Raw genomic sequence first — 20,738 nt, forward strand, 5'->3', positions numbered from 1 at the left:
AAGGAGGAAATGAGAATGGAAAATCTGATCATTACCGTGGCTACAACCGGTGCAGTCACGACGCGGCGGGACTCGCCTTACCTGCCCATCACTCCCCAAGAGATTGCCGATTCCGTCTACGAAGCCTGGCAGGCGGGGGCTGCCGTCGCCCATATTCACGTCAGGGATCAGGATGGCAACCCTTCGATGGATTATGCGGCGTTTGCCGAAACGGTCAAGCTGATCAGGGAGCGATGCGACATTGTGCTCAATCTCACCTCGTCCGGGGGACTAAACCTGCGGGAAGAAGACCGGCTGCGGGTCTGTGAGCTGGAGCCGGAATTGGTCTCGTTTGATGCCGGGTCGATGAACTTTGGCGGAAGCGTATTCCTCAATCCGCCTGATTTTCTGGAACGGCTGGCCCAAAAGGCCCAGGAATGCAACGTCAAGCCGGAGATCGAGGTATTCGAGGCCGGGATGATTGCCAACGCCTTGCAAGTTGCCAAAAAAGGCTGGACCAAACCTCCCTTTTACTTCCAGTTTGTCCTTGGCGTACCGGGCGGCATGCCGGCTACTCCGAAGAACTTGCTGTTTCTGTCAGAAAGCATACCCGCCGGATCGCCGTGGTCTGCGATCGGGATCGGCAAGCACCAACTGGAGATGAACATGATGGCGATTGCCATGGGCGGCCATGTCAGGGTCGGGATGGAAGACAATGTGTACTACCGCAAAGGAGAGCTGGCCAGGACGAATGCGCAATTTGTGGAGAGAATTGTCAGACTTGCCAGTGAATTCGGCAGACAGATTGCGACGCCTGACGAGGCCAGAGAGCTCCTGGGACTGCGAAAAAACAAGCAGGGAGGATGCATGGCATGAAGAGAGAAGGGCTGCGAATCATCGACCTGAGCGTTCCGCTCGACAATCAAGCGGGAGAGCCGATGAAGCCGAAGATCAGCTATTTTGCGCATGAAGCCGGCGCTGAGGAAGCCGCGCAATTTTTCGGGCTGGAGCCGGATGATTTTCCGGAGAGGAAGGCCTGGGCTGTGGAAACGGTGACACTTACCACCCACACCGGCACACATGTGGACGCTCCTTGGCACTACTGGCCGACATCGGAAGGGAAACCTGCGCGGACGATCGATCAACTGCCGCTGGAATGGTTCTACGGTGACGGAGTCTTGCTTGATTTCAGCGATAAGCCGGCCGGGTATGAAATCTCCGCCGACGATTTGCAGCACAAACTGGCGGAGATCGGGTACAAGCTCAAACCGTTCGACATCGTGCTGGTCAGGTCGGATGCGGACAAGCGGTTTTACGATCCCGACTACGCCCAAGTCCATGCCGGAATGTCCGCGGCGGCGACGCATTGGCTGATTGATCAGGGGATCAAGGTGATGGGCACGGATGGCTGGGGATGGGATATCCCCTTCTCAGTTCAAGCCGCCGACTACAAGCGAAATCCGCGGGACGGGGTCCTCTGGGCTGCCCATTTCGTCGGGCGGGAGAAGGAGTACTGCCAGATCGAAAAATTGGCCAACCTGGACCAGCTGCCGGCACCATACGGGTTTCAGGTGGCGGTGTTCCCGGTGAAAATCAAGGGGGCCAGCGGAGGCTGGGCCCGCCCTGTCGCCATTTTTCAAGGATAGGGGGAGGGGAGCATGGGGAATGCCGGATCGATCGGCTTGATGCTGCTGTTTTTCGGCTTGATGATTTATATCGGAATCTACAGCAAGAAGTGGATTGCCAGTTCTTCCGACTTTCTGATCGCAGGCAGGGAGATCGGGCTATTGGTGAATATCCTCGGCGTATCCGCCATTGGCTGGGCGGGTACCTCTGTAGCGCTGGCGCCCGGCCTTGCCATCAGGGGCGGCCTTGTCTCCACCCTCGTTTTTGCCGGTGCCTACGGGATTATCGGGATTTTGCTGTACGGTCTGCTGTTTGCTCCCTACGCCCGCCGCTCCGGTGCCCATACGCTGCCCGAGTGGTTGGAAATTCGCTATTCCAAACGGGTCAGGACGATGATCGCGCTGTCTACCACCGTTGCTTTGATCGGAATTACGGCCAATAACATTTTATCCATGGCGCTGGTCATCCAGGGGTATACAGAGTGGCCGCTGTTTATCGCGATTTCCATCGGATTGTTTACCTTCCTGGCCTTTACCTATCTGGTCGGTTTATGGGCGGTCACCCTTACCGATTTTGTGCAGATGATCATTGGCCTGGTGGGAATCCCGCTGCTCGTGATCGGTTTGGTCTCCACGTACGGGGGGATAGACTGGGCTTTTGCCAGCTGGCCCGGCGAGCAGAGTGTCTGGCTGGCAGGGATTGCAGGCTGGCAGATGCCCGTCTGGTCGCTGCAGTACCCGAGTGTGCTTACGATGATTTTTTTGTATTCGATGTTTCTCGTCTGGGGGAGCCAGCACTATTGGATGCGTGTCGCGTCGGTCAGAAGTGAAAAAGTGGCGAGAAATTCCTATGTCGGTGCGGGGATTCTGCTGTTTTTGATCAACGGATTGCTCGGGGTGATTGGCGTCTACGCTGTAGCGAAATACCCGACGATGTTCCAACCCGTCGGGGAGATTCTGCCGGAAGCCGCTTACGGTATGGTCCTCAAGGATTTGCCGGTGTTTTTCGGAGGATACCTGCTGATTTTTGGGATTGCGGCCTCCATGTCCACAGCCTCCACGACGTTAATGGCAGCGAGCGGAACGGCCGTCAGGGATTTGTACCAGCGGGGGTTCGCTCCGAGGGCGGCAGCCAAAGACCTGGTCAAGCCAAGCCGGTACATTACGATCGTGATTGGCCTGCTATCCTGGATTCTCTGCTGGTTTCCGGGAGGACCGCTGTTTCTGTTTGCCTTTGCCACGGCTTGGCTGGGGCCGGCATCGATTTTGTTGGTGCTGGGCGTGTTTTGGAAGCGGACAACCGCAGACGGGGCTTTCTGGGGCGGGCTGATCGGCCTGTGCGCCATGACGGTTTGGATCGGGCTGGATACCTTGCATATATACAGCACCAGCAGCCTGGCACATGTCGGAATCGTCGGGCTCGTCACGACCACGGTGCCGACCGTCGTCATCAGTTTTTTGACAAAGCCCAAATACTTCGCCAAAAAGGAGTACCATGCGGATGCGGCAGAGCACGGAGGTGAGCTGCATGTCTCCTGAACAGAAGCAGGTGCTCACGTTTATACGTGAAGGCTTCCACATGATGGCGGAAATTACCGACCTGCTCAACGTTGATTCATTCGTCACGAATGAACTCATCGAAGAGCTGGAGCAGCAGGGGTACATCCGCCGGAAGTCCACCGCAGGGATCGGCTTTTATCAGTTTTATTTGACCAAACGAGCTGACGCGCTCTTCATGCCGTCTGACCGGAGAGAAGCGGATAGGCTCTCACAGGGGATCAATCGATTGGATCTGGAGCTGCTGCAATTTTTCCAGGAGGAACCCGATTATTCGCATGAGCAGTTATGCGAGCGCTTTCCTGTAGACAACCACGTTCTTGCCGGCCACATGATGAAACTGATTCGCCAAGGTTACCTGGAGCAAACCGGCATATTTCGCATGAGAGTGAAGTTGAGCAGGGGCGGCGAGTCGCTGATCCAAAAATGGCAAGTTTCAACGCATAGTCTGGATCCTTCTAAGCCAATCTAGGGATGTTGATGAATATTCCAGAGGAGTTGAAGAAGACTATGCAGCTTGCCGCACACGAAGCTTTCGATCTGCATGAGCTGGCCATGAGCTGCGTCAATTCGATCACGAATATGGCGTACTTTATGAACCACGTTCAGGATCAGGAGCTAAAAGCCCTTTTGCAGCAGCACTTTCCCTTTCATATCAAGGACTACAACATGAAGGTGCAGTATTTGAGCCAAGCGCAAGGGGCCGCATCTCCTTTGCCGGTGCCTGAATTAAACCCGACGCTGCAATCCTACACGCAACCCAATACCACTACTCCCGTCACTCCCCGTACCACCGTCCAGGACATGAACGACCGCGAGATGGCGACCGCGTACCTGTTGACGTTAAAACGGGCGGGCAGAGAATACGCCTGGGCTGCGATGGAGATGAGCAACCCCGAGATCAGAACCTTTTTGGAGGATGGCTTCCGCATGAGTTCCAGGCATGCCTATGACGTCTGGCAGTGGATGGTGAAGAAGGGATATTACCCGTTGGAGCCGGCCGCTCCGATTACGTTAAACACGCTGGGGAAGCTGTACAATACCGTTCCGGAATCGGCGGCAATGACGATGCAGTAAAGGAAAAAACCATGCTGAATGACAGCATGGTTTTTTCATTGTAACTTGTCTTGACGAACGATCATCTGGTAACGTTGGGTGTAAAGTGTAATTCATGATAAAGGATGGAAAATCATGGGGCTTGTTAAGAAGTTGATGATCAAGAGCGGATACCGCGCCACTGTTGTTAATCCTCCTGAGCATTTTACGCTCCCCGCTGAAGAACTTCCGGAAGATGTCGAAGTGACAAGCGCATTGGAAGGAAGCTTCGATTTTGTCTTATTGTTTGTTCATTCAAAAGCCGAATTGGATGACTACGCACCAAAAGTGCTGCCTCATTTGCAGGAAGACGCTCATTTTTGGGTAGCGTACCCCAAGAAAAGTTCAAAGATCAAAACAGACATCAGCCGGGACAGCGGCTGGGAGGTTCTCAAGGAGGCCGGGTACATAGGCGTTTCGCTGATCTCGATCGATGACACCTGGTCAGCGTTTCGGGTTCGGAAGGAAGCGTACGTGAAGTCGGCGAGGAAGTAATGGAAAGATATTTGCGAATGGCTGCCGGATTTGTTCCGCAGTCATTTTTTATCGAATCTCAACAAACAGGTCGTACGGTAGTAGATACATGACGAGGGGAAGAGCCATGCCGGACGTCTTTGTGTGGAGGCCGTTTACCATAAAGCAGAGTCGGATTCTCGCGAAACAGGGAAACCGGCGGGGTGGATTGGGACTGGCTCTGGTCAAAGAGATGATCGGGCAGCAACAGGGACAAGTCGGCGTAGAGTCAGACGGTGACCGGCATACCTTCCGGTTCACGATATCGCTGGCCGGGAACGCTGATGCCAAATGATAGAGGCTCGCCGTTTGACGAGCCTTATTTCGCCATCGCCATGCCGTCTAGCGGATCGACACCTTGTACTTGCGCAGCCAGGCGTCCACCTGGATCAAATAGGCAAACATTTGCGGTCCGCTCATCAATTGCCCAAACCAGGGCGTATACAGCTCAGTGGCATCTGCTTTGGCCATGGCGCCGACTCTCTCCCGGTCGATCAACGGCAGCAGCGGTGATGAGCTGTCTTGCAAGATGTCCAGCAGATGATGGCGGACGGCAGTGAGGTAATTGGGGTTGTGCGTTTTCGGGTAAGGACTTTTTTTGCGATACAGGACGTCTTCCGGCAGGACGCCGGCCAGCGCTTTGCGCAGGATGCCTTTCTCCTGGTTTCCCGTCATTTTCATCTCCCACGGGATGTTCCACACGTATTCGACCAGCCGGTGGTCGCAAAACGGGACGCGCACTTCCAAGCCGCAGGCCATGCTCATGCGGTCTTTCCGGTCGAGCAGCGTCGGCATGAAACGCGTAATGCTCAGATACGACATCTCGCGCATCCGGTTTTGCTGCGGCGTCTCGCCAGGCAGCCTCGGCACTTCCTGGATCGCTTCCTGGTAACGTCTTTGCACGTAATGCTCCGGCTGCATCCAGGCCGTCAAGTCCGGCGCCAGCAAACCGACCCTTGTGCCGATCGCAAGCGACCAGGGAAACGTGCCTGCCGACAGCATTTCTTTCCGGTGGAACCAGGGATACCCGCCGAATATTTCATCGGCCGCTTCTCCCGATACGGAAACCGTGGCGTGTTTCTTGATTTCCTGACAGAACAGATAGAGCGAGCCGTCGACATCGGCCATTCCCGGCGTATCCCGGGCGTAGACGGAAGCGTACAGCGATTCGACGAGATCGGGGGTATCAAACAGAATCTCATGGTGCCTGGTGCCGAGAAAATCGGACATCCGTGCAATCCAAGGAGCGTCGGCATTCGGCTGAAAGGCGTTCGCCTGGAAGTGCTTGTCGTTGTCGACGTAATTTACAGAAAAAGTATGCAGGCGGCCGCGGTTGTCGCTCGCAAACTGGCGGGCGGCCAGCGCCGTTAAAGCCGAGGAATCGACTCCGCCGGACAACATGGTGCAGAGCGGCACGTCAGAGACGAGCTGGCGCACCGCTGCGTCCCGCAACAGGTCGCCGATGTGCGCTGCTGTCGTTTCCAGATCATCTTCATGGGGCTTGCTCTCAAGCTGCCAATAGGCCCGCTTCGCCAAGCCGCTTCGGGTAAACTCCATCCAATGCCCCGGCTTCAGCTCGGCCATGTGGCGGAAGATGCCGTGACCCGGGGTGCGGGCGGGACCGATGGCGAAGACTTCCGCCAAGCCCTCGGCGTCCACCTCTGCCGGAAAGTCGGGATGGGCCAGGATCGCTTTCGGCTCTGACCCAAACAGCAGCATGTCGTTTTGATGGACGTAAAACAGCGGCTTCACGCCCAATCTGTCGCGGGCGAGAAACAGCGACTGCTCCCTGTCGTCCCAAATCGCTAAGGCGAAAATGCCGTTGAATCGTTCGACACAGGATCTGCCCCATTCGATGTAAGACAAAAGCAGCACCTCGGTGTCACAGGTTGTCTGAAAAGTGTGGTTTCTCTCCGTTAATTGTCTGCGCAGCTCCGGCGCGTTGTAAAGCTCGCCGTTGTACACGATCGTATATGGATAGCCGCCTGCCGTGCGGACCATCGGCTGTGCACCGTTTTCGGGATCGATCACGCTCAGCCGCGTGTGTCCCAATGCGCAGTAACGGGAAATCCAGACGCCCGTCGCGTCTGGCCCGCGATGGGTTAGCGTTCGGGTCATGGTTTCGAGTATGACCGAATAGCCGCTCAAATCCTTACGCCAGTCGATCCAACCAGTAATGCCGCACATGTCAAATCATCTCCTTGAGATAGGTGGAATGATCCCGTCCGAGAAATTCGTACAGGTCACCAAGCGTCTGGATATCCCTGTTTTTCAGGTCATCGACCAGGGCGATCCACAATCGGGCCGTCATGACCGAGTCTTGCAGGGCATGGTGACGTCCCGCTTGTTCGAGACCGTAAAAGCGGAGCCAATCATCAAGCGTGAAGGAGACTTGCCCAGGGTACAATTTGCACCCGATCATCATCGTATCCAATAGGCGGTGCATCATGGCAGCACCCGATACTTTCCGCAAGGCTGTGTTGAGAAAGCGCTTGTCATGCCCGCTGCCGTGGGCGATCAGCGTCCGCTGGCGAACGAAGCGAAAAAAGCGGATCAGCACATCGGCCAAATCAGGCGCCTCTCTTGCCATCTCGTCGGTGATGGCTGTCAAGCTTTGGACGAGGGAGGGAATGGCGCGCTTCGGGTTTACCAGGCTGTAAAATGTCTCGTCCGGGACGATCGCACAGTCCTGCAGGGCAACGGCGCCAATCGAAATGATGGCGTGGCCGGACTGCGGATGAAAACCGGTTGTTTCCAAATCGAATACGACTGCCGGGAGTTGGCCGAGAGGGAGTTGGCTGAGATTCTGCTGTTGTCTGTCCTTGAGAAGCGAACGAAGGTAAGCGATTCTCTGGGCGCTGTCCAGGTCGACGAGGGAGATGAGAGCTGGAGAGAGTCCGCCCATGCGGTAGATTTCGAAAAAGCGCGACAGTTGTTTCATGGGAAATCGTCCTGCTTCATTTGTTTGACTTGGGCCTGAGCGAACTGATGCAATTTTTTCGCGGTGGAGAAGCAGCCTTTCACCTGGCTCTGCAGCCGCTTGGTCAGCCGATCTGCTTTGACGATTCCGCTGGATTCAAGCCGGCGATCCCATTCGTCTGCGGCGATCATCGCGCGGAGGCCAATCGTTTCGGCAAATCTTTGCAGGACAAGGCTGGCAAATGGTCTCGGCAGGATGCCTGCTCCTTCAAGCTGCCTGATTCGCTCGATGGTAGAGATGGCTTCGATCCCGTGGACGACCGTCAACAAGCGAACGGCATTCACCAGCGGAATGTAGAGGGCGTATTTTATTTCTACGCCGCCTGCGTGTTCTCCATATCTGATTTTAAGCAAATTGCCGAAAAAACCTGTGCCTGGCTTGCGATACCGCACGTTTTCCCGCATCGCATCCACGAGTGCGGAATTGCCGCCAAGGCACGTGCGGAAATGATCCGATACGGCAGCGGCAAGTCTGCCTTCGCCGTAGACGGGCCGCATATCGGCGACGATCAGCATGTAGCGGGCATGCTCCCAGATCGGCGCTTCGCTCCATTTGTCCAACCGGTTCGTCCAAAAGGCAACAGGCCCCCGCCATGCGGGCTGGCCACAAGTGACCCCGCCCGCACAAGGAGGGTAGCCGATCGCTTGCAGTGAGGCCTCAATGGCCTCACCCAGCTTCTTGAAGTACTGCTCTGTATCCTGGCTCCGCTCTGGCGCAAGGTCTTCATAGATAATGCCGTTGTCTTGATCGCTTAAGGCGGACCGCTCGCTGCGGCCGCCGCTGCCAAACAAAACGAATGTGTACGCGCAGGGCGGCAAATGCCCTTGTTTCTTCAATTCCGCTTCAGCCAGCCAGATCGTCCTGCAAATGATCTTGTCGTGGATTTGATTCAACTGGGCGCTCATGGCCAGCAGTCCATGCGCGCCGTCCAGGCTGCCTTCGGGTGCAAATACGCCTCTGGACTGCCGATTGATCACGCGAAGTCGATCAACATGGGGCGCTTCGTCAATATCCTGGAAGATTTGCGCGATGAGCGGAATGGTCATACGCTTGCTCCTTGCTCCTTGCCAAACAGTTTTTGGTGTTCCGCCCGGATTTGCTCCGGATATCCGTAGCTGCCGTGCTCGCTGAGATCGAGGCCAAGAATCTCCTGTTCTTCCGTCACACGCAGTCCGATCGCTTTTTTCATCAGGTACAGAATGATGAATGATACCGCAAACGCGTAACACCCGGCGGAGACGACGCCGTAGCACTGCACCCACAACTGTTCAAAGCTGCCGGTATAAAAGAAACCTCCCTGACCGACGCCGACGCTTTCAGCGAGCTTGGGGGTGGCGAAAAGGCCGTTCGACAGCGTGCCCCAGATTCCGGCCACACCATGGACGGAGATCGCGGAGATGGGGTCGTCGATCTGCATGCGTTCGATTACTCTTGATGAGACGACGACGAGGAAGCCGCCAATCGCCCCGATGACGACAGCCGCCCAGGGCTCGACAAAAGCGCAGGAAGCGGTGATGGCGACGAGTCCGGCCAACGTGCCGTTGAGCAGGTTGGGAATATCCGCTTTTGTGTACCAGATCCAGGAAGCGGCCATGGCAACCAGTGCGCCGGCACCTGTCGCCAATTGGGTATTAAAGGCGACATAACCGAAAAATCCGTCGCCGACAGCGAGCGTGCTGCCCGCATTGAATCCAAACCAGCCGATCCACAACAGAAAGACGCCGAGTGTCGTATACACCTGGTTATGGCCCTGGATTTCATTGGGCGAACCGTCCCGGTTGTACTTGCCGATGCGCGGTTTCAGCAGGAGGGTAGCGGCCAGCGCCGCCATCGCACCGGTCAAATGGACGACAGTAGAGCCGGCGAAGTCTTGCTTGCCGTGTTCACTGAGCCAACCGCCCCCCCAAATCCAGTGGGCGACGACGGGATATACCAGCAGGGTGAAGAGCAGGGTGAAGAGTACGTAAGCGGACAGCTTCGCCCGCTCGGCAAAGCCGCCCCAGGCAATGGACAACGAGACAGCGGCGAAGGCGAGCTGGAACAGAAAGAAGACGGACGGCGGCAGCGTATCCGCGGATTGCGGCTGGAACAGAAAGTCTCCCCAGCCGACAAACGCGTTTCCGCCTGCCCCGAAAATCAGGCCGTAGCCGGCAAACCAGAAGACGAGCGAGCACATGCCGACCGTAAAGATGGTCTTGCCTGCGATGTGGCCGGCATTCTTCATTCGCGTCGACCCGGTCTCAAGCAGGACGAAGCCGGCTTGCATGAGCAGGACCAATATCGCCGAGACCATCACCCATAGGGCGTCCAGTCCCGCAGACACTGACGACACAGTCGTCTCCTCTGCAGCAAAGACGCCGGTCGGAGTCAATCCGAGCTGGAGGGGGATGCTCCATAAAAGTACTTTGGGCCAAAAACGATGGTTATCCATTTTTATCCAACTCCTATCCATGTTTAGATGATGACTGATCTTGGGCTGTGGTTAGCCGAAATTATAGGAGAGGGATTAATCAGAATTCAACATATTTGTCATATAATGTAACATGCTATTCGATTGGTTGAGCGTCTGATGCCGGTTAAACTGGGCGTTGATCTGCCCCTTCAGAAGTTCCTCGCGTATCTTTTCCTTGCTCATTCGGGTCTTCTCTTTTTCCCGCAGCTTGCGGATCTCAAAAGTCTGCAGACCGTCTTCCATTTTGTTTGCGATCTCCACCAGGGTGTCGACGTCTTCAAATGAAAACTTTCGCGTACCGCCCTTCGTGCGATCCGGGACCACCAGCTTTCGCTCTTCGTAATACCTGATCTGCCTTACGGACAACCCCGTCAATTCGCTGACAGTACCGATTGGGATCACTTTTTTCTCTCTGTATGATGCCACTTCCAATTCCTCCTTGTGTTCAATCTGGGTTCTGAGAGAAGCGAATAATCACGGAGCTGCAAGTTATTACCATGTAAAAATAACACACGACTTATGCTTGGAAAACAACTATGTTAGATAATATAACATAAAAAATGCTCTTTTGACGTAATGGAAGAAAATAATGTGGGAAACAGGTTGGTCATCCTTGTTTTTTGCATATTTTATGTTAGATTATCTTACATAACTATGGTGCGGGAGCTTTTTGTGTGAAAAAATGATCTTGTCATTGATCACACTTGGAGGGTTGCATATGGTTGCGAAAAACTACTCAAAAGAAGACATACTGCGAATCGCGAAAGAGGAGGATGTCAGGTTTATCCGCCTGCAATTTACCGATTTGATGGGCGTTATCAAAAATGTGGAGATTCCCGTCAGCCAACTGCCGAAGGCGCTGGACAATAAAATGATGTTCGACGGCTCCTCGATCGAAGGCTTTGTGAGGATCGAAGAATCAGACATGATCCTTCAGCCCGAATTAAACACCTGGATGATCTTCCCCTGGTTGACCGGGAACGGCAAGGTGGCGCGATTGATTTGCGATGTGTACAATCCGGACGGAACGCCGTTTGCCGGTGATCCGCGCGGAGCTTTGAAGCGCGTGTTGAAACAGGCGGAAGCACTTGGCTTTACCGCGATGAATGTCGGCCCGGAACCGGAATTCTTCCTGTTCAAGACCGACGCCAACGGGGACGCAACGCTGGAAGTTAACGATCAAGGCGGCTACTTTGATCTGGCCCCGAGCGATCTGGGCGAAAACTGCCGGCGCGACATCGTCCTGACGCTGGAAGACATGGGCTTTGAAATCGAGGCGTCTCACCACGAAGTCGCTCCCGGACAGCATGAGATCGATTTTAAGTACGCCAATGCCATCGAAGCGGCCGACAATATCCAGACGTTTAAACTGGTCGTCAAGACGATTGCCAGACAGCACGGGCTGCACGCCACTTTTATGCCGAAGCCGCTGTACGGCATTAACGGCTCTGGCATGCACTGCCATCAATCGCTGTTCAGGGGAGGGGAAAACGCTTTTTACGATGAATCCGACGAGTTGGGTTTAAGCGAAACAGCCAAACACTATTTGGCAGGCCTGCTCAAGCACGCCAGGGGATTTGCCGCGATCACCAATCCGACGGTAAACTCCTACAAGCGTCTGGTTCCCGGCTACGAGGCCCCCTGCTACGTGGCTTGGTCGGCCAAAAACCGCAGTCCGCTGGTTCGCGTACCCGCCAGCAGAGGACTAAGCACCCGAATCGAACTGCGCAATCCGGATCCCGTTGCCAACCCGTATCTGGCGCTGGCCGTCATGCTGGCAGCAGGCCTGGATGGCATCGTAAACAAACTGCCGCTCGGTCCTGCCACCAATCAAAACATCTACACGATGGACGAAGCGGAACGGAAAGAGAAGAATATTGACAGTTTGCCTGCCACTCTGAAGGAAGCGCTGGAGGAATTGAAAAAGGATTCGGTTGTGACAGATGCGCTGGGAGAGCATATCGTCTCCCGGTTTGTCGAAGCGAAAGAGATTGAATGGGACCTGTTCCGCGTAGAGGTTCATCCGTGGGAACGCGAACAGTATATGAATACGTACTAGATGTCACGACCCCCCTGCATCTCAAGATGCAGGGGTCGTTCTGTTACGGGGAGGTGAATGCCGCGTTCCTGAGCGGGGCTGCTATCACGCTGCCCAATCACTGCGGGAGGCCGGGGGATACCTCGTCACGAAAACGGCGTTGCATGTTCCTGTTCTGTTCGCATATAACACAAACAAACGTTCTGTTCGGAGGCGAACGCGATGATAAAGGAATTGAAACGGGCATGCGACTATCATCAGCTTGTCCGGGTGATCTACCTGGATCAAAGAGGGCAGACGACAAAACGAACCCTGCGGCCATTGGAAGTTTCCAGTCATCACTTGAAGGCATACTGCATGACGCGCAGGGCGCCGCGAGTGTTCGCTTTGGAAAACATTCTTGCCATCGAACCAGTCGTCAATCAACGTGCTGTCTGATCCCGGTTTCTATCTGCTAAGGACTGGTTACAAAAACCGCAGTAAGCAAATAATGAGAAAGGCTTGACCAAATTTAGCAGAGGGAATGACTGCATGCATGCTGCAAAACGGCCAAATATCCCTGAAACAATTGACGGTGCTGGTTGTACTCGCTACAATTGGAGATTCGATCCTGGTTTTGCCTGCCATTCCTGCCCACGAAGCAAGACAAGACGCTTGGATCGTGGCCATTTTCAGTGTGATAGTCGGAACCTTGTTGGGAATTTTATATCATGCGGTTGGGAAACTTCATCCCGATTTGACTGTGATCGGGTACAGCGAAGAAATTCTCGGCAAGTGGACAGGAATGGTTGTCTCGCTGTTGTTTTTAGGGTATTGTTTCATTAATTCCGCAGCGTATCTGAGGGAAATCGGGGATTTTATAACGATCCACATCCTGCCGCAAACTCCGCTCGAAGCCATCCATATTACCTTTCTTTTGATCGTGCTGATGGGGGTTCGGTTAGGGTTGGAGCCCATTGCCCGCACGGCGGAAATCTTTTTCCCTTGGGTGATCATACTAACATTGTTTTTAGTCATCGCTTTGCTGCCTCAAGCCCAGATCCATAATGTACAGCCCATCCTGGAGGGAGGGGTTAAACCGATTTTACGAGGGTCAGTCACATTTATTTCCTACCCGTTTATGGAACTGGTGATTGTGCTGATGGTTTTGCCTTATGTGAACACCGATGAGAGAAAAAAGGTGAGAAACAGCCTGATCGCAGGGGTGGCGTTGGGAGGGTTGGTCTTGTTCCTCGTTACCACTCTGGCCATTCTCGTTCTTGGCGTCGATTTAACGGCAAGACATTTATACCCCAGCTATATTTTAGCCAAAAAAATTAATATAGGTGAATTCATCCGCAGGGTCGAAGTGATTCTGGGAATTATCTGGTTCCTGACGATTTTCTTCAAATTCATTTTGTATGTGTATGGACTGAGTATAGGGTTGGCGCAGTTGTTGAGATTAAAGGAGTACCGGGCGCTGACGCTTCCGCTGGGGATGATTCTGGTACCTCTGTCACTGCTCATCAGTCCGAATATCTCTTATCTTTTTACAGTGGAAAGGCTTTACTGGCCCTTTTTTAATGCGACATACAGCGTTCTTCTGCCTTTCCTGTTGATCTGTGCAGCTGTCTTGCGAAGGAAAAGGAAAAAAATAGAAGGAGAGGAGCAACAAGGATGACGATGGAAGGAAAAGCAGTGATCGTGACGGGCGCGGGAAAAGGAATTGGCCGCACGATTGCGATGACCTATGCGAAGCAAGGCGCAAGCGTGATCATCGCCGACAAGGATGCGGACGGTTTGAAGCAGACTGCCGCACTCATAGCGGATGCTGGTTATTCCGTTTTGTCACGCGTTCTCGATCTGAGCCGGCCGGAGGAGATCGAGCGTTTTTTCAGCGATATACAAGAGAGGGTTGACGGAATCGGGATTCTGATCAATAATGCCGGGCTCAGCAAGTGGAAGTCGCCTTATGAACTTACTGTCGACGAATGGGATTACATCCTGGATACGAACCTTAGAGGAACGTTCCTCTGTTCCCGGGAAGCAGCCAAAATCATGAGAAAACACGGAGGCGGGTCGATCGTCAATCTTGCTTCGACCCGTGCGCTGATGTCAGAGCCCGACTCAGAGGCCTATGCAGCCTCGAAAGGAGGGATCCTCTCCTTGACGCATGCGCTCGCCGTCTCGTTGGGGCCGGATCGCATTCGAGTCAATGCCATCAGTCCCGGGTGGATTGAGACGGGAGACTATGAAAAACTCCGGCAGGCAGACCATCTGCAGCATCCGTCGCAGCGGGTAGGCAAACCGGAGGATATTGCCCGCGCCTGTTTATTCCTTACAGATCCAAACAACGATTTTATCACCGGGGTGAATCTGGTCATAGATGGCGGGATGACCAGAAAAATGATCTACCTGGAGTAGCGAGGGAGTTTTCGCCTATGTTGAAAATCAGGGATTTTTCCAGGTTAAACAAAATTTTCATAAAAACTTTGGACTAATCGCTGCAAACAGTGCGGCGAATCGGTGTTCGTCGGTTTCGGAGAAGCCGTAGCGACGATCGAAGAACTAAAAAATCAGGGGTGTCCCCGCTGCAAAAACGATACGTTTGAACTCCCCAGAAAAAGGCGGCTGGAGTCATCACGGGTCAGCCGGCGATCACCCCGGCGATTTGGACAGGGCGGTGATGCTTTTCGGTTTGTTTACCAGATAGATCCCCAGACCGATGCATGCAGCGCCCGCCGCGACATACCAGTGAATCGGCTCACCCAGCAGCAAGCAGCTTGACAGCACCCCGAAGAGCGGCACCAAAAACAAATAGGCGCTCGCCTTTTCAGGGGGGTAATGCTGCAGTACATAAAACCAGGTTAAAAACTGGACGATGGAACTCATGACGATCAGCCAGGCCAAGACGAAGACTTCCTGGGCCAACGTACCGACGTGAAACTCCATCCGCGGATGTTCCAGAAAGAAGCTGGCGATCAAGAGGATAACACCTCCGCATAACATCTGATAGGCGGTCATCACCCACACATCCAGCTGCTTGCCCCATCGCCCGGTCAACAGCGTAGCGAGTCCCCAGGCCATGCCTGCCAGCAATGCAAACAGGATGCCGTATTTCCATTGAAACTGAAAGCCCTGCGTGACGATGACCCCGGCAAAACCGATCAAGACGCCCAGCCACTGAAGCAGGCTGTAGCGGAACCCGAAAAGCAGCGCCCCGAAGACGATCGACCAGATGGGATTCGTGGAAGACAGGATGGAAGACGTGCCTGCTTCGATCGTTTGCAGGCTCAGGTAGATTCCCCCGAGAACCAGAGCGGATTGAAACAGTCCGATGACGGCAATGCGCAGCCACTCCCGGCCTGTTTGCGGATGCGGCCGCCTCGCGACAAACGGCAGCATGATCAGCCCCGCAGCGATGAACCGCACGGCGAGGAGCAGGAAGGGCGTGGAGAAGGCAAGCCCCATTTTGCCGATGGGAAAATTTAATCCACTGACGAGCGTGGTCGTCAAAATCAGAAACAGAAACACCGGTTGCTTCATGGGAATGTTCCTCCTTGCAGCGTGATGAGTTGATTTTACAGGTGCAACATCATCATGTAAAATGAATAAAGAAGAACGTTATCATCAGTAATAGAGATGTCAAGCGAAGGAGATGACCATGTGGAGAGCGGAGACCTGCGTATTTTTCAAGCGGTCGCACATGAAGGCAGCGTAACCAAGGCAGCGGGCAAACTGGGCTATGTTCAATCCAATGTTACGGCAAGAATTCAACAGCTCGAATCCGAGCTGGGGACGCCGCTGTTTTACCGGACAAAAAAAGGGATGAAGCTGACCACGGCAGGAGAGAACTTGCTGGGCTATACAGACCGGATTCTCTCGCTGCTGGACGAGGCCGTCAAATCGACGCAGTTCAGCGCTGAGCCCAAGGGACCGCTTCGCTTGGGGGCGTTGGAGACGATCGCTGCCGTCAACCTGCCGAAACTGCTGCTTCATTTTCATCGGAACTACCCGGAAGTGAAACCGTCGCTCATCACCGGACACACGGAAGATCTGCTGCAAAAAGTGCTGCAGTACAAGCTGGACGGAGCCTTTGTCAGCAGGCGCGTGGAACACCCTGATGTCGAGCAGTTCCTGGTCTTTGAAGATGAATTGGTGCTGATCTCGGAGGCGGGCGATGCAGACCGGAGGGAGCTGTTGAACAAACCCCTGCTGTTTTTCGGGGCAGGCTGCTCACACCGGAAAAGATTGGAAGATTGGCTGAGAGAAGAAGGAATCAATCCGACCAACATCATGGAGTTTGGCACGTTGGAGGCGATCTTGGGCGGCGTGACTGCGGGCTTGGGTGTCTCGCTTATGCCCCGCTCGGCAGTAAGCAAGCTGGAGAGTGAAGGGAAGCTTCGGATACACCGGATTCCGCCGCGCTATCAACAGACAGATGTCGTTTTTGTCTATCGAAAGGACGTTTTTCTGACCAGTGCGTTCAGGAAATTTGTGAAATTGCTTCGAGATCAACTGAGAGGAAGCCGGGCAATGTCTTGACGAGAGGAAAAAATAGGAATATAATGACCAGCAAATGACGAAAACGGCTATGAAGAGGAGCAGGTGACGGGCTCTTGCGTCCAGAGAGCGGTGAGAAGCTGGAAACACTGCCGCAATCCCGTCCCGACTCGCCTTGGAGCTATGTTCCTGACGGCTGCCGCCCGGCAAAATTGCCAGCCTTAGGGAAAATCGGGGGCGCACACGTTATCGTGCTGCGATCCAGGCTTTTACGAAGTCGATTGGTCTGGATGAAAATGAGGCTGCTCGCGGGAGTGGCGTGCGGTAAATGCGGGTGGTACCACGGAAGGTGCGCAAGACTCCTTTCGTCCCTTATTCACGCGAACACAAGCGTAGGGGGATGAAAGGTTTTTTATTTAAGCAGATGAAGTGTAGAAAGATGAGTCAAATTGGGAGATGGGGAGGAATTCACAGTGGCACAGACTGCCGCTAAAACCGCTGCGGTTTCAACGACTGTCTATTCGGTCTTGCTGGCGATCAGTGCAGTCCATTTATTAAATGATTCCATGCAGTCCGCGATTTCCGCGCTCTTTCCGATTTTAAAGCAATCGCTTGGCCTTACGTTTACCCAGGTCGGGCTGATTACGTTTGCGATGAATATCACCGCATCCGTGCTGCAGCCTGCGGTCGGATGGTATTCGGATGTCCGGCCCCGCCCGTCGGTGCTGCCGATCGGGGTCTGCTTTACGTTTCTCGGGATTGTGTCGCTGGCCGTGGCGCCCAATTTTGCCCTTGTATTGTGTTCCGTCATCGCCATCGGTATCGGTTCGGCTGTGTTTCATCCCGAATCCTCCCGCGTCGCGTATTTGGCCGCGGGATCCAAGCGGGGATTGGCACAGTCCATCTTCCAGGTCGGCGGAAACATCGGCAGTTCGCTGGGTCCGATCATGACAGCCGTCCTGTTCGTTCCCCTGGGGCAATTTGGCGTGATCTGGCTCGCCTTTGCCGCGATGGCCGGGATCATTATTCAAGTGTATGTGGCGAATTGGTACCGTCAGCAGCAGCTTTTGCCGCGTGCGAAGGGCAAGGGAAAAGCAGCAGCCGGCGGCGTCGGTTTGACCAGGCGGCAGGTCAGCGCAGCGATCGCCATCCTGATCCTGCTTACTTTTTCGAAAAACGTGTACTCGGCCGGCATCACCAGCTTTTATTCGTTTTATCTGATCGGGGATTACGGGCTTTCCGTGGAACGAGCCCAGCTGTACTTGTTCGCTTTCTTGGCGGCGTCCGCCCTGGGTACGTTTGTCGGCGGACCGCTGGCTGACCGCTACGGCAGGCGAAACATCATTTGGGTTTCCATTCTGGGGGCGGCTCCGTTTTCGCTGCTTTTGCCCTATGCCGATCTGTTCTGGTCAGGAGTCTTGTGCGTTGGGGCAGGGTTTGTGATGTCATCTGCGTTTTCGATCATCGTCGTCTATGCGCAGGAACTGCTGCCCGGTAAAGTCGGTTTGGTGTCTGGCTTGTTTTTCGGCCTGGCGTTCGGACTGGGCGGGCTCGGTTCGGTTGTGCTGGGCTCGATCGCGGATGCGACCAGCATCGCTTTCATTATGAAGCTGTGCGCTTTCCTGCCATTGATCGGCATCATTACGGTGTTTCTGCCAAAAGACGAAGCCTTGCGCGGCTGACCGATATTCAGAGATTGACAATGAGAGGTGGCTGCAAAATCGGCAAGACCGGTATGCGTCATTGCCAGCGGTATCAACCGGGTAGACGAGAAGAAAGTCCTGCAATCGGAAGGGGAAAAGATCGAAAAAGCGAATGCGGACGAAGTCTTGAAGTTTACCGGATACGTTATCGTCTCATCTGTTGAGAGCATGCGGGAATCCAAGGTGCGTTTTTATCAGATGTTGAACGAGTTTTTCTAGTTTTCGCTGCAAAAGCGGTGAGCGGCGGGAGAGGTGAAACAGGTGATTAGAAATTCAGCAAGAGCCGTGATTATCCAGGATGATAAAATCCTGGCCGTGAAAGTGCGACAGCCCTATGGAGATTGTTACTTTTTGCCTGGAGGCGGACAGCAGCCGGGGGAGGATCTGCAGCAAACCGTTCGCCGAGAATGTATGGAGGAAATTGGACAAGATGTGGTCGTAATCGATCTGCTCTTTGTACGCGAATACATTGGGCAAAACCACCAATTCGCCAAATACGATGGCGGCATTCACCAAGTCGATCACATATTTCTGTGTGAAATCAAACATCCTTCGAACGACATACAGCCGGGTCTAAACCCTGATACTGGTCAGCTGGCGATTGAATGGATTCGGTTTGACGACTTGTCTCACGAAAACTTCTTTCCCCAAGCCATGATTCCCTACCTGATTGATTATGTAAACGGCAAACCAATACCCACGTATCTGGGAGATGTCGTATAAGAGGACGCCTGGTGCTCAACCAGGCGTCTGTTGTTCTCTATGCCCCGAAATTGAATTGACAAAATTGGAAACCGTACATAAAATTGTATGCAAATGATAGATGGGTATACAAAATGAAAGCTTCGCAATGTCGAGGAGGGACGGGACGGAGATGATCAAGCGGCTGGATCACCTGGTGTTGACTGTACAAGACATCGATAAGACGATCCGTTTTTATACGCGTGTGCTTGGGATGGAGGAAGAAACCTTTGGCGCGGGAAGAAAGGCACTGCGGTTTGGCGAGCAAAAGATCAATCTGCATGAAGCCGGCAAGGAATTTGAACCGAAGGCAAAACAGCCGACGCCAGGATCAGCCGACCTGTGTTTCATATCCGATGGGATGAAAGCGGAGGAAATCCTTGAGCACCTGAAAAAACATCAAGTCCCGATCGAAGAAGGTCCGGTCAGAAGAACAGGCGCCCTGGGTCCAATCCAATCTGTATATATTCGGGATCCGGACCAAAACTTGATCGAGATCTCACACTATCTGGAAGAGAAATATGCCGCCCCATGATTTCAGGGCGGCTTTTTTTGCGTGCTCAAAGCAGGGGCGGCGGAGAGTAGGAGCGCATACGGCTGACAGCTTGACAGCCCACCCTGGAAATCCTATACTTTACCAATCAAAATGCCAAGAAAGGGATCACGTATGTCCATATCTACATTGCGTTTTTTTAACTACAGCTACTTTTCCTTGTTTGCGATCTTCCTCTCCTTTCTGCCCGTTTACCTGTCAGAAAAAGGGATTCCCAAAACGGATATAGGGATGATTCTAGGGGCGGGCGGTGTTATCGGGATTTTTTCGCAGCCTTTTTGGGGGATTGTCTGCGACAGGAAGAAGACGATTAAAAAAGTGCTGATGGCAATCATTGGAATCTCCATCGGATTAGGCGTTCTATTGTTCCAATCTTCTGCCACTCTGCCGCTGGTCGTATTGGTCGGGCTGATGTACTTTTTCTTCATGCCATCCGACCCGCTGATTGAGAGTCTCAATTACCAATCCGCACAGAGGTATCGCGTTCATTACGGCTCCATTCGCATGTATGGAGCGATGGGATATGCAACCGCGTCCATCATCATCGGGACCGTCACCAATCACTTTGGCATTACCAGTATGGCGTACTTGTTTCTTGGCTATGGAATCATCACGTTTATGACCTGCATCACCCTGGATGACGTGCAAGCCAACCAGAAGCCGTTAAGGTTCCACGACCTGAAAAGGTTTCTCTCACAAAAAAACGACACTTGTCTTCTTTTTTATGGTTTTGATTATCGCCATACCGCATCGAATCAACGATACGTATATTGGCATCTACATCGAAAGAAGCGGAGGAAATCTGCAATACGTCGGGTATGCCTGGTTTATCATGACGGTCATTGAGGTCGTATTTTTTGCAATCGTTCACCGGTTCCAAAAACCGGGAAACGAGTTGAAGATCATCTCCATTGCGGGCCTTTTTTACGCGCTGCGCTTTTTCTTGACAGCCGTCACGAACAGCCCCATCTTGATCGTATTCCTTCAACTGCTTCAGGGGGTTACGTTTGTCTTTTTTTT

At 53.6% G+C, this 20,738-nt stretch carries 24 protein-coding genes; 18 read left to right on the plus strand and 6 right to left on the minus strand.

Annotation, left to right across the window (positions count from 1 at the left end; genetic code table 11):
* Positions 1-15 precede the first annotated feature (15 nt).
* From HGBM_RS02275 to HGBM_RS02305, 7 genes are all read left to right on the plus strand, one after another.
* The gene (locus HGBM_RS02275) at positions 16-855 is read left to right on the plus strand and encodes a beta-keto acid cleavage family enzyme (RefSeq protein ID WP_019119486.1); all 840 of its coding nucleotides are present in this window, start codon (positions 16-18) and stop codon (positions 853-855) included.
* Positions 852-1,625 (plus strand): cyclase family protein, encoded by a 774-nt coding sequence (locus tag HGBM_RS02280; protein ID WP_019119487.1) that lies wholly within the window; start codon positions 852-854, stop codon positions 1,623-1,625. The genes HGBM_RS02275 and HGBM_RS02280 overlap by 4 nt, the downstream gene beginning before the upstream one ends.
* 12 nt (positions 1,626-1,637) lie before the next feature.
* Positions 1,638-3,143: a sodium:solute symporter family protein gene (locus HGBM_RS02285; RefSeq protein WP_026074146.1), complete on the plus strand. Its 1,506-nt coding sequence runs from the start codon at positions 1,638-1,640 to the stop codon at positions 3,141-3,143.
* On the plus strand, positions 3,133-3,633 hold the full coding sequence (locus HGBM_RS02290; RefSeq protein WP_026074147.1) for a MarR family transcriptional regulator: 501 nt from the start codon (positions 3,133-3,135) through the stop codon (positions 3,631-3,633). The genes HGBM_RS02285 and HGBM_RS02290 overlap by 11 nt, the downstream gene beginning before the upstream one ends.
* A 38-nt stretch (positions 3,634-3,671) precedes the next feature.
* Entirely contained in the window at positions 3,672-4,238 is a 567-nt protein-coding gene (locus tag HGBM_RS02295; RefSeq protein WP_019119488.1) for a spore coat protein, read from the plus strand.
* Between the two features lie 114 nt (positions 4,239-4,352).
* Positions 4,353-4,751, plus strand: a complete 399-nt coding sequence (locus tag HGBM_RS02300) for a hypothetical protein (protein ID WP_019119489.1) — start codon at positions 4,353-4,355, stop codon at positions 4,749-4,751.
* A gap of 106 nt (positions 4,752-4,857) precedes the next feature.
* Positions 4,858-5,064 carry an ATP-binding protein gene (locus HGBM_RS02305; RefSeq protein WP_019119490.1) on the plus strand — a complete coding sequence of 69 codons (207 nt, stop codon included), beginning with the start codon at positions 4,858-4,860 and terminating at the stop codon, positions 5,062-5,064.
* 47 nt (positions 5,065-5,111) lie between these two features.
* On the opposite strand, the gene asnB is transcribed toward HGBM_RS02305, so the two are convergent.
* From asnB to HGBM_RS02330, 5 genes are all read right to left on the minus strand, one after another.
* Entirely contained in the window at positions 5,112-6,956 is a 1,845-nt protein-coding gene (gene asnB, locus HGBM_RS02310; protein ID WP_019119491.1) for an asparagine synthase (glutamine-hydrolyzing), read from the minus strand.
* A gap of 1 nt (position 6,957) precedes the next feature.
* Positions 6,958-7,710 carry an exonuclease domain-containing protein gene (locus HGBM_RS02315; protein WP_019119492.1) on the minus strand — a complete coding sequence of 251 codons (753 nt, stop codon included), beginning with the start codon at positions 7,708-7,710 and terminating at the stop codon, positions 6,958-6,960.
* Complete coding sequence (locus tag HGBM_RS26325) at positions 7,707-8,795, minus strand: DUF294 nucleotidyltransferase-like domain-containing protein (RefSeq protein ID WP_019119493.1); 1,089 nt, start codon at positions 8,793-8,795, stop codon at positions 7,707-7,709. The genes HGBM_RS02315 and HGBM_RS26325 overlap by 4 nt, the downstream gene beginning before the upstream one ends.
* Entirely contained in the window at positions 8,792-10,180 is a 1,389-nt protein-coding gene (locus tag HGBM_RS02325) for an ammonium transporter (protein WP_019119494.1), read from the minus strand. Before HGBM_RS02325 ends, HGBM_RS26325 begins: the two co-directional genes overlap by 4 nt.
* Before the next feature lie 75 nt (positions 10,181-10,255).
* The gene (locus HGBM_RS02330) at positions 10,256-10,627 is read right to left on the minus strand and encodes a MerR family transcriptional regulator (RefSeq protein ID WP_019119495.1); all 372 of its coding nucleotides are present in this window, start codon (positions 10,625-10,627) and stop codon (positions 10,256-10,258) included.
* A gap of 292 nt (positions 10,628-10,919) precedes the next feature.
* Between HGBM_RS02330 and glnA the strand changes: the two genes are divergently transcribed.
* The 4 genes from glnA (at position 10,920) to HGBM_RS02350 (ending at position 14,642) form a co-directional block, all read left to right on the plus strand.
* Positions 10,920-12,260: a type I glutamate--ammonia ligase gene (gene glnA, locus HGBM_RS02335; protein WP_019119496.1), complete on the plus strand. Its 1,341-nt coding sequence runs from the start codon at positions 10,920-10,922 to the stop codon at positions 12,258-12,260.
* Positions 12,261-12,461: 201 nt separating this feature from the next.
* Positions 12,462-12,677 carry a WYL domain-containing protein gene (locus tag HGBM_RS02340; protein WP_019119497.1) on the plus strand — a complete coding sequence of 72 codons (216 nt, stop codon included), beginning with the start codon at positions 12,462-12,464 and terminating at the stop codon, positions 12,675-12,677.
* 97 nt (positions 12,678-12,774) lie between these two features.
* Complete coding sequence (locus HGBM_RS02345) at positions 12,775-13,899, plus strand: GerAB/ArcD/ProY family transporter (protein ID WP_019119498.1); 1,125 nt, start codon at positions 12,775-12,777, stop codon at positions 13,897-13,899.
* Positions 13,896-14,642, plus strand: coding sequence for an SDR family NAD(P)-dependent oxidoreductase (locus HGBM_RS02350; RefSeq protein WP_019119499.1), 747 nt, complete (start codon positions 13,896-13,898; stop codon positions 14,640-14,642). The genes HGBM_RS02345 and HGBM_RS02350 overlap by 4 nt, the downstream gene beginning before the upstream one ends.
* Positions 14,643-14,876: 234 nt before the next feature.
* Here HGBM_RS02350 and HGBM_RS02355 read toward each other — a convergent pair whose 3' ends face one another.
* Positions 14,877-15,764, minus strand: a complete 888-nt coding sequence (locus HGBM_RS02355; protein ID WP_019119500.1) for a DMT family transporter — start codon at positions 15,762-15,764, stop codon at positions 14,877-14,879.
* A 120-nt stretch (positions 15,765-15,884) separates the two neighbouring features.
* Between HGBM_RS02355 and HGBM_RS02360 the strand changes: the two genes are divergently transcribed.
* From HGBM_RS02360 to HGBM_RS32025, 7 genes are all read left to right on the plus strand, one after another.
* Positions 15,885-16,763, plus strand: coding sequence for a LysR family transcriptional regulator (locus HGBM_RS02360; RefSeq protein ID WP_019119501.1), 879 nt, complete (start codon positions 15,885-15,887; stop codon positions 16,761-16,763).
* Positions 16,764-17,194: 431 nt separating this feature from the next.
* Positions 17,195-18,403, plus strand: a complete 1,209-nt coding sequence (locus HGBM_RS02365; RefSeq protein ID WP_019119502.1) for an MFS transporter — start codon at positions 17,195-17,197, stop codon at positions 18,401-18,403.
* A 27-nt stretch (positions 18,404-18,430) separates the two neighbouring features.
* Entirely contained in the window at positions 18,431-18,643 is a 213-nt protein-coding gene (locus tag HGBM_RS02370) for a YbaK/EbsC family protein (protein WP_019119503.1), read from the plus strand.
* A 42-nt stretch (positions 18,644-18,685) separates the two neighbouring features.
* Entirely contained in the window at positions 18,686-19,147 is a 462-nt protein-coding gene (locus HGBM_RS02375) for an NUDIX domain-containing protein (protein WP_019119504.1), read from the plus strand.
* Between the two features lie 151 nt (positions 19,148-19,298).
* Positions 19,299-19,700, plus strand: a complete 402-nt coding sequence (locus HGBM_RS02380; RefSeq protein ID WP_019119505.1) for a VOC family protein — start codon at positions 19,299-19,301, stop codon at positions 19,698-19,700.
* A gap of 132 nt (positions 19,701-19,832) precedes the next feature.
* On the plus strand, positions 19,833-20,564 hold the full coding sequence (locus tag HGBM_RS26330) for an MFS transporter (RefSeq protein WP_051029562.1): 732 nt from the start codon (positions 19,833-19,835) through the stop codon (positions 20,562-20,564).
* A partial coding sequence (locus HGBM_RS32025) for an MFS transporter (protein WP_161605008.1) occupies positions 20,449-20,738 on the plus strand: 290 nt, incomplete at its 3' end. The genes HGBM_RS26330 and HGBM_RS32025, both read left to right, overlap by 116 nt.

The organism is Brevibacillus massiliensis (genome assembly GCF_000311785.1).
Taxonomy (GTDB): Bacteria; Bacillota; Bacilli; order Brevibacillales; family Brevibacillaceae; genus Brevibacillus_C; species Brevibacillus_C massiliensis.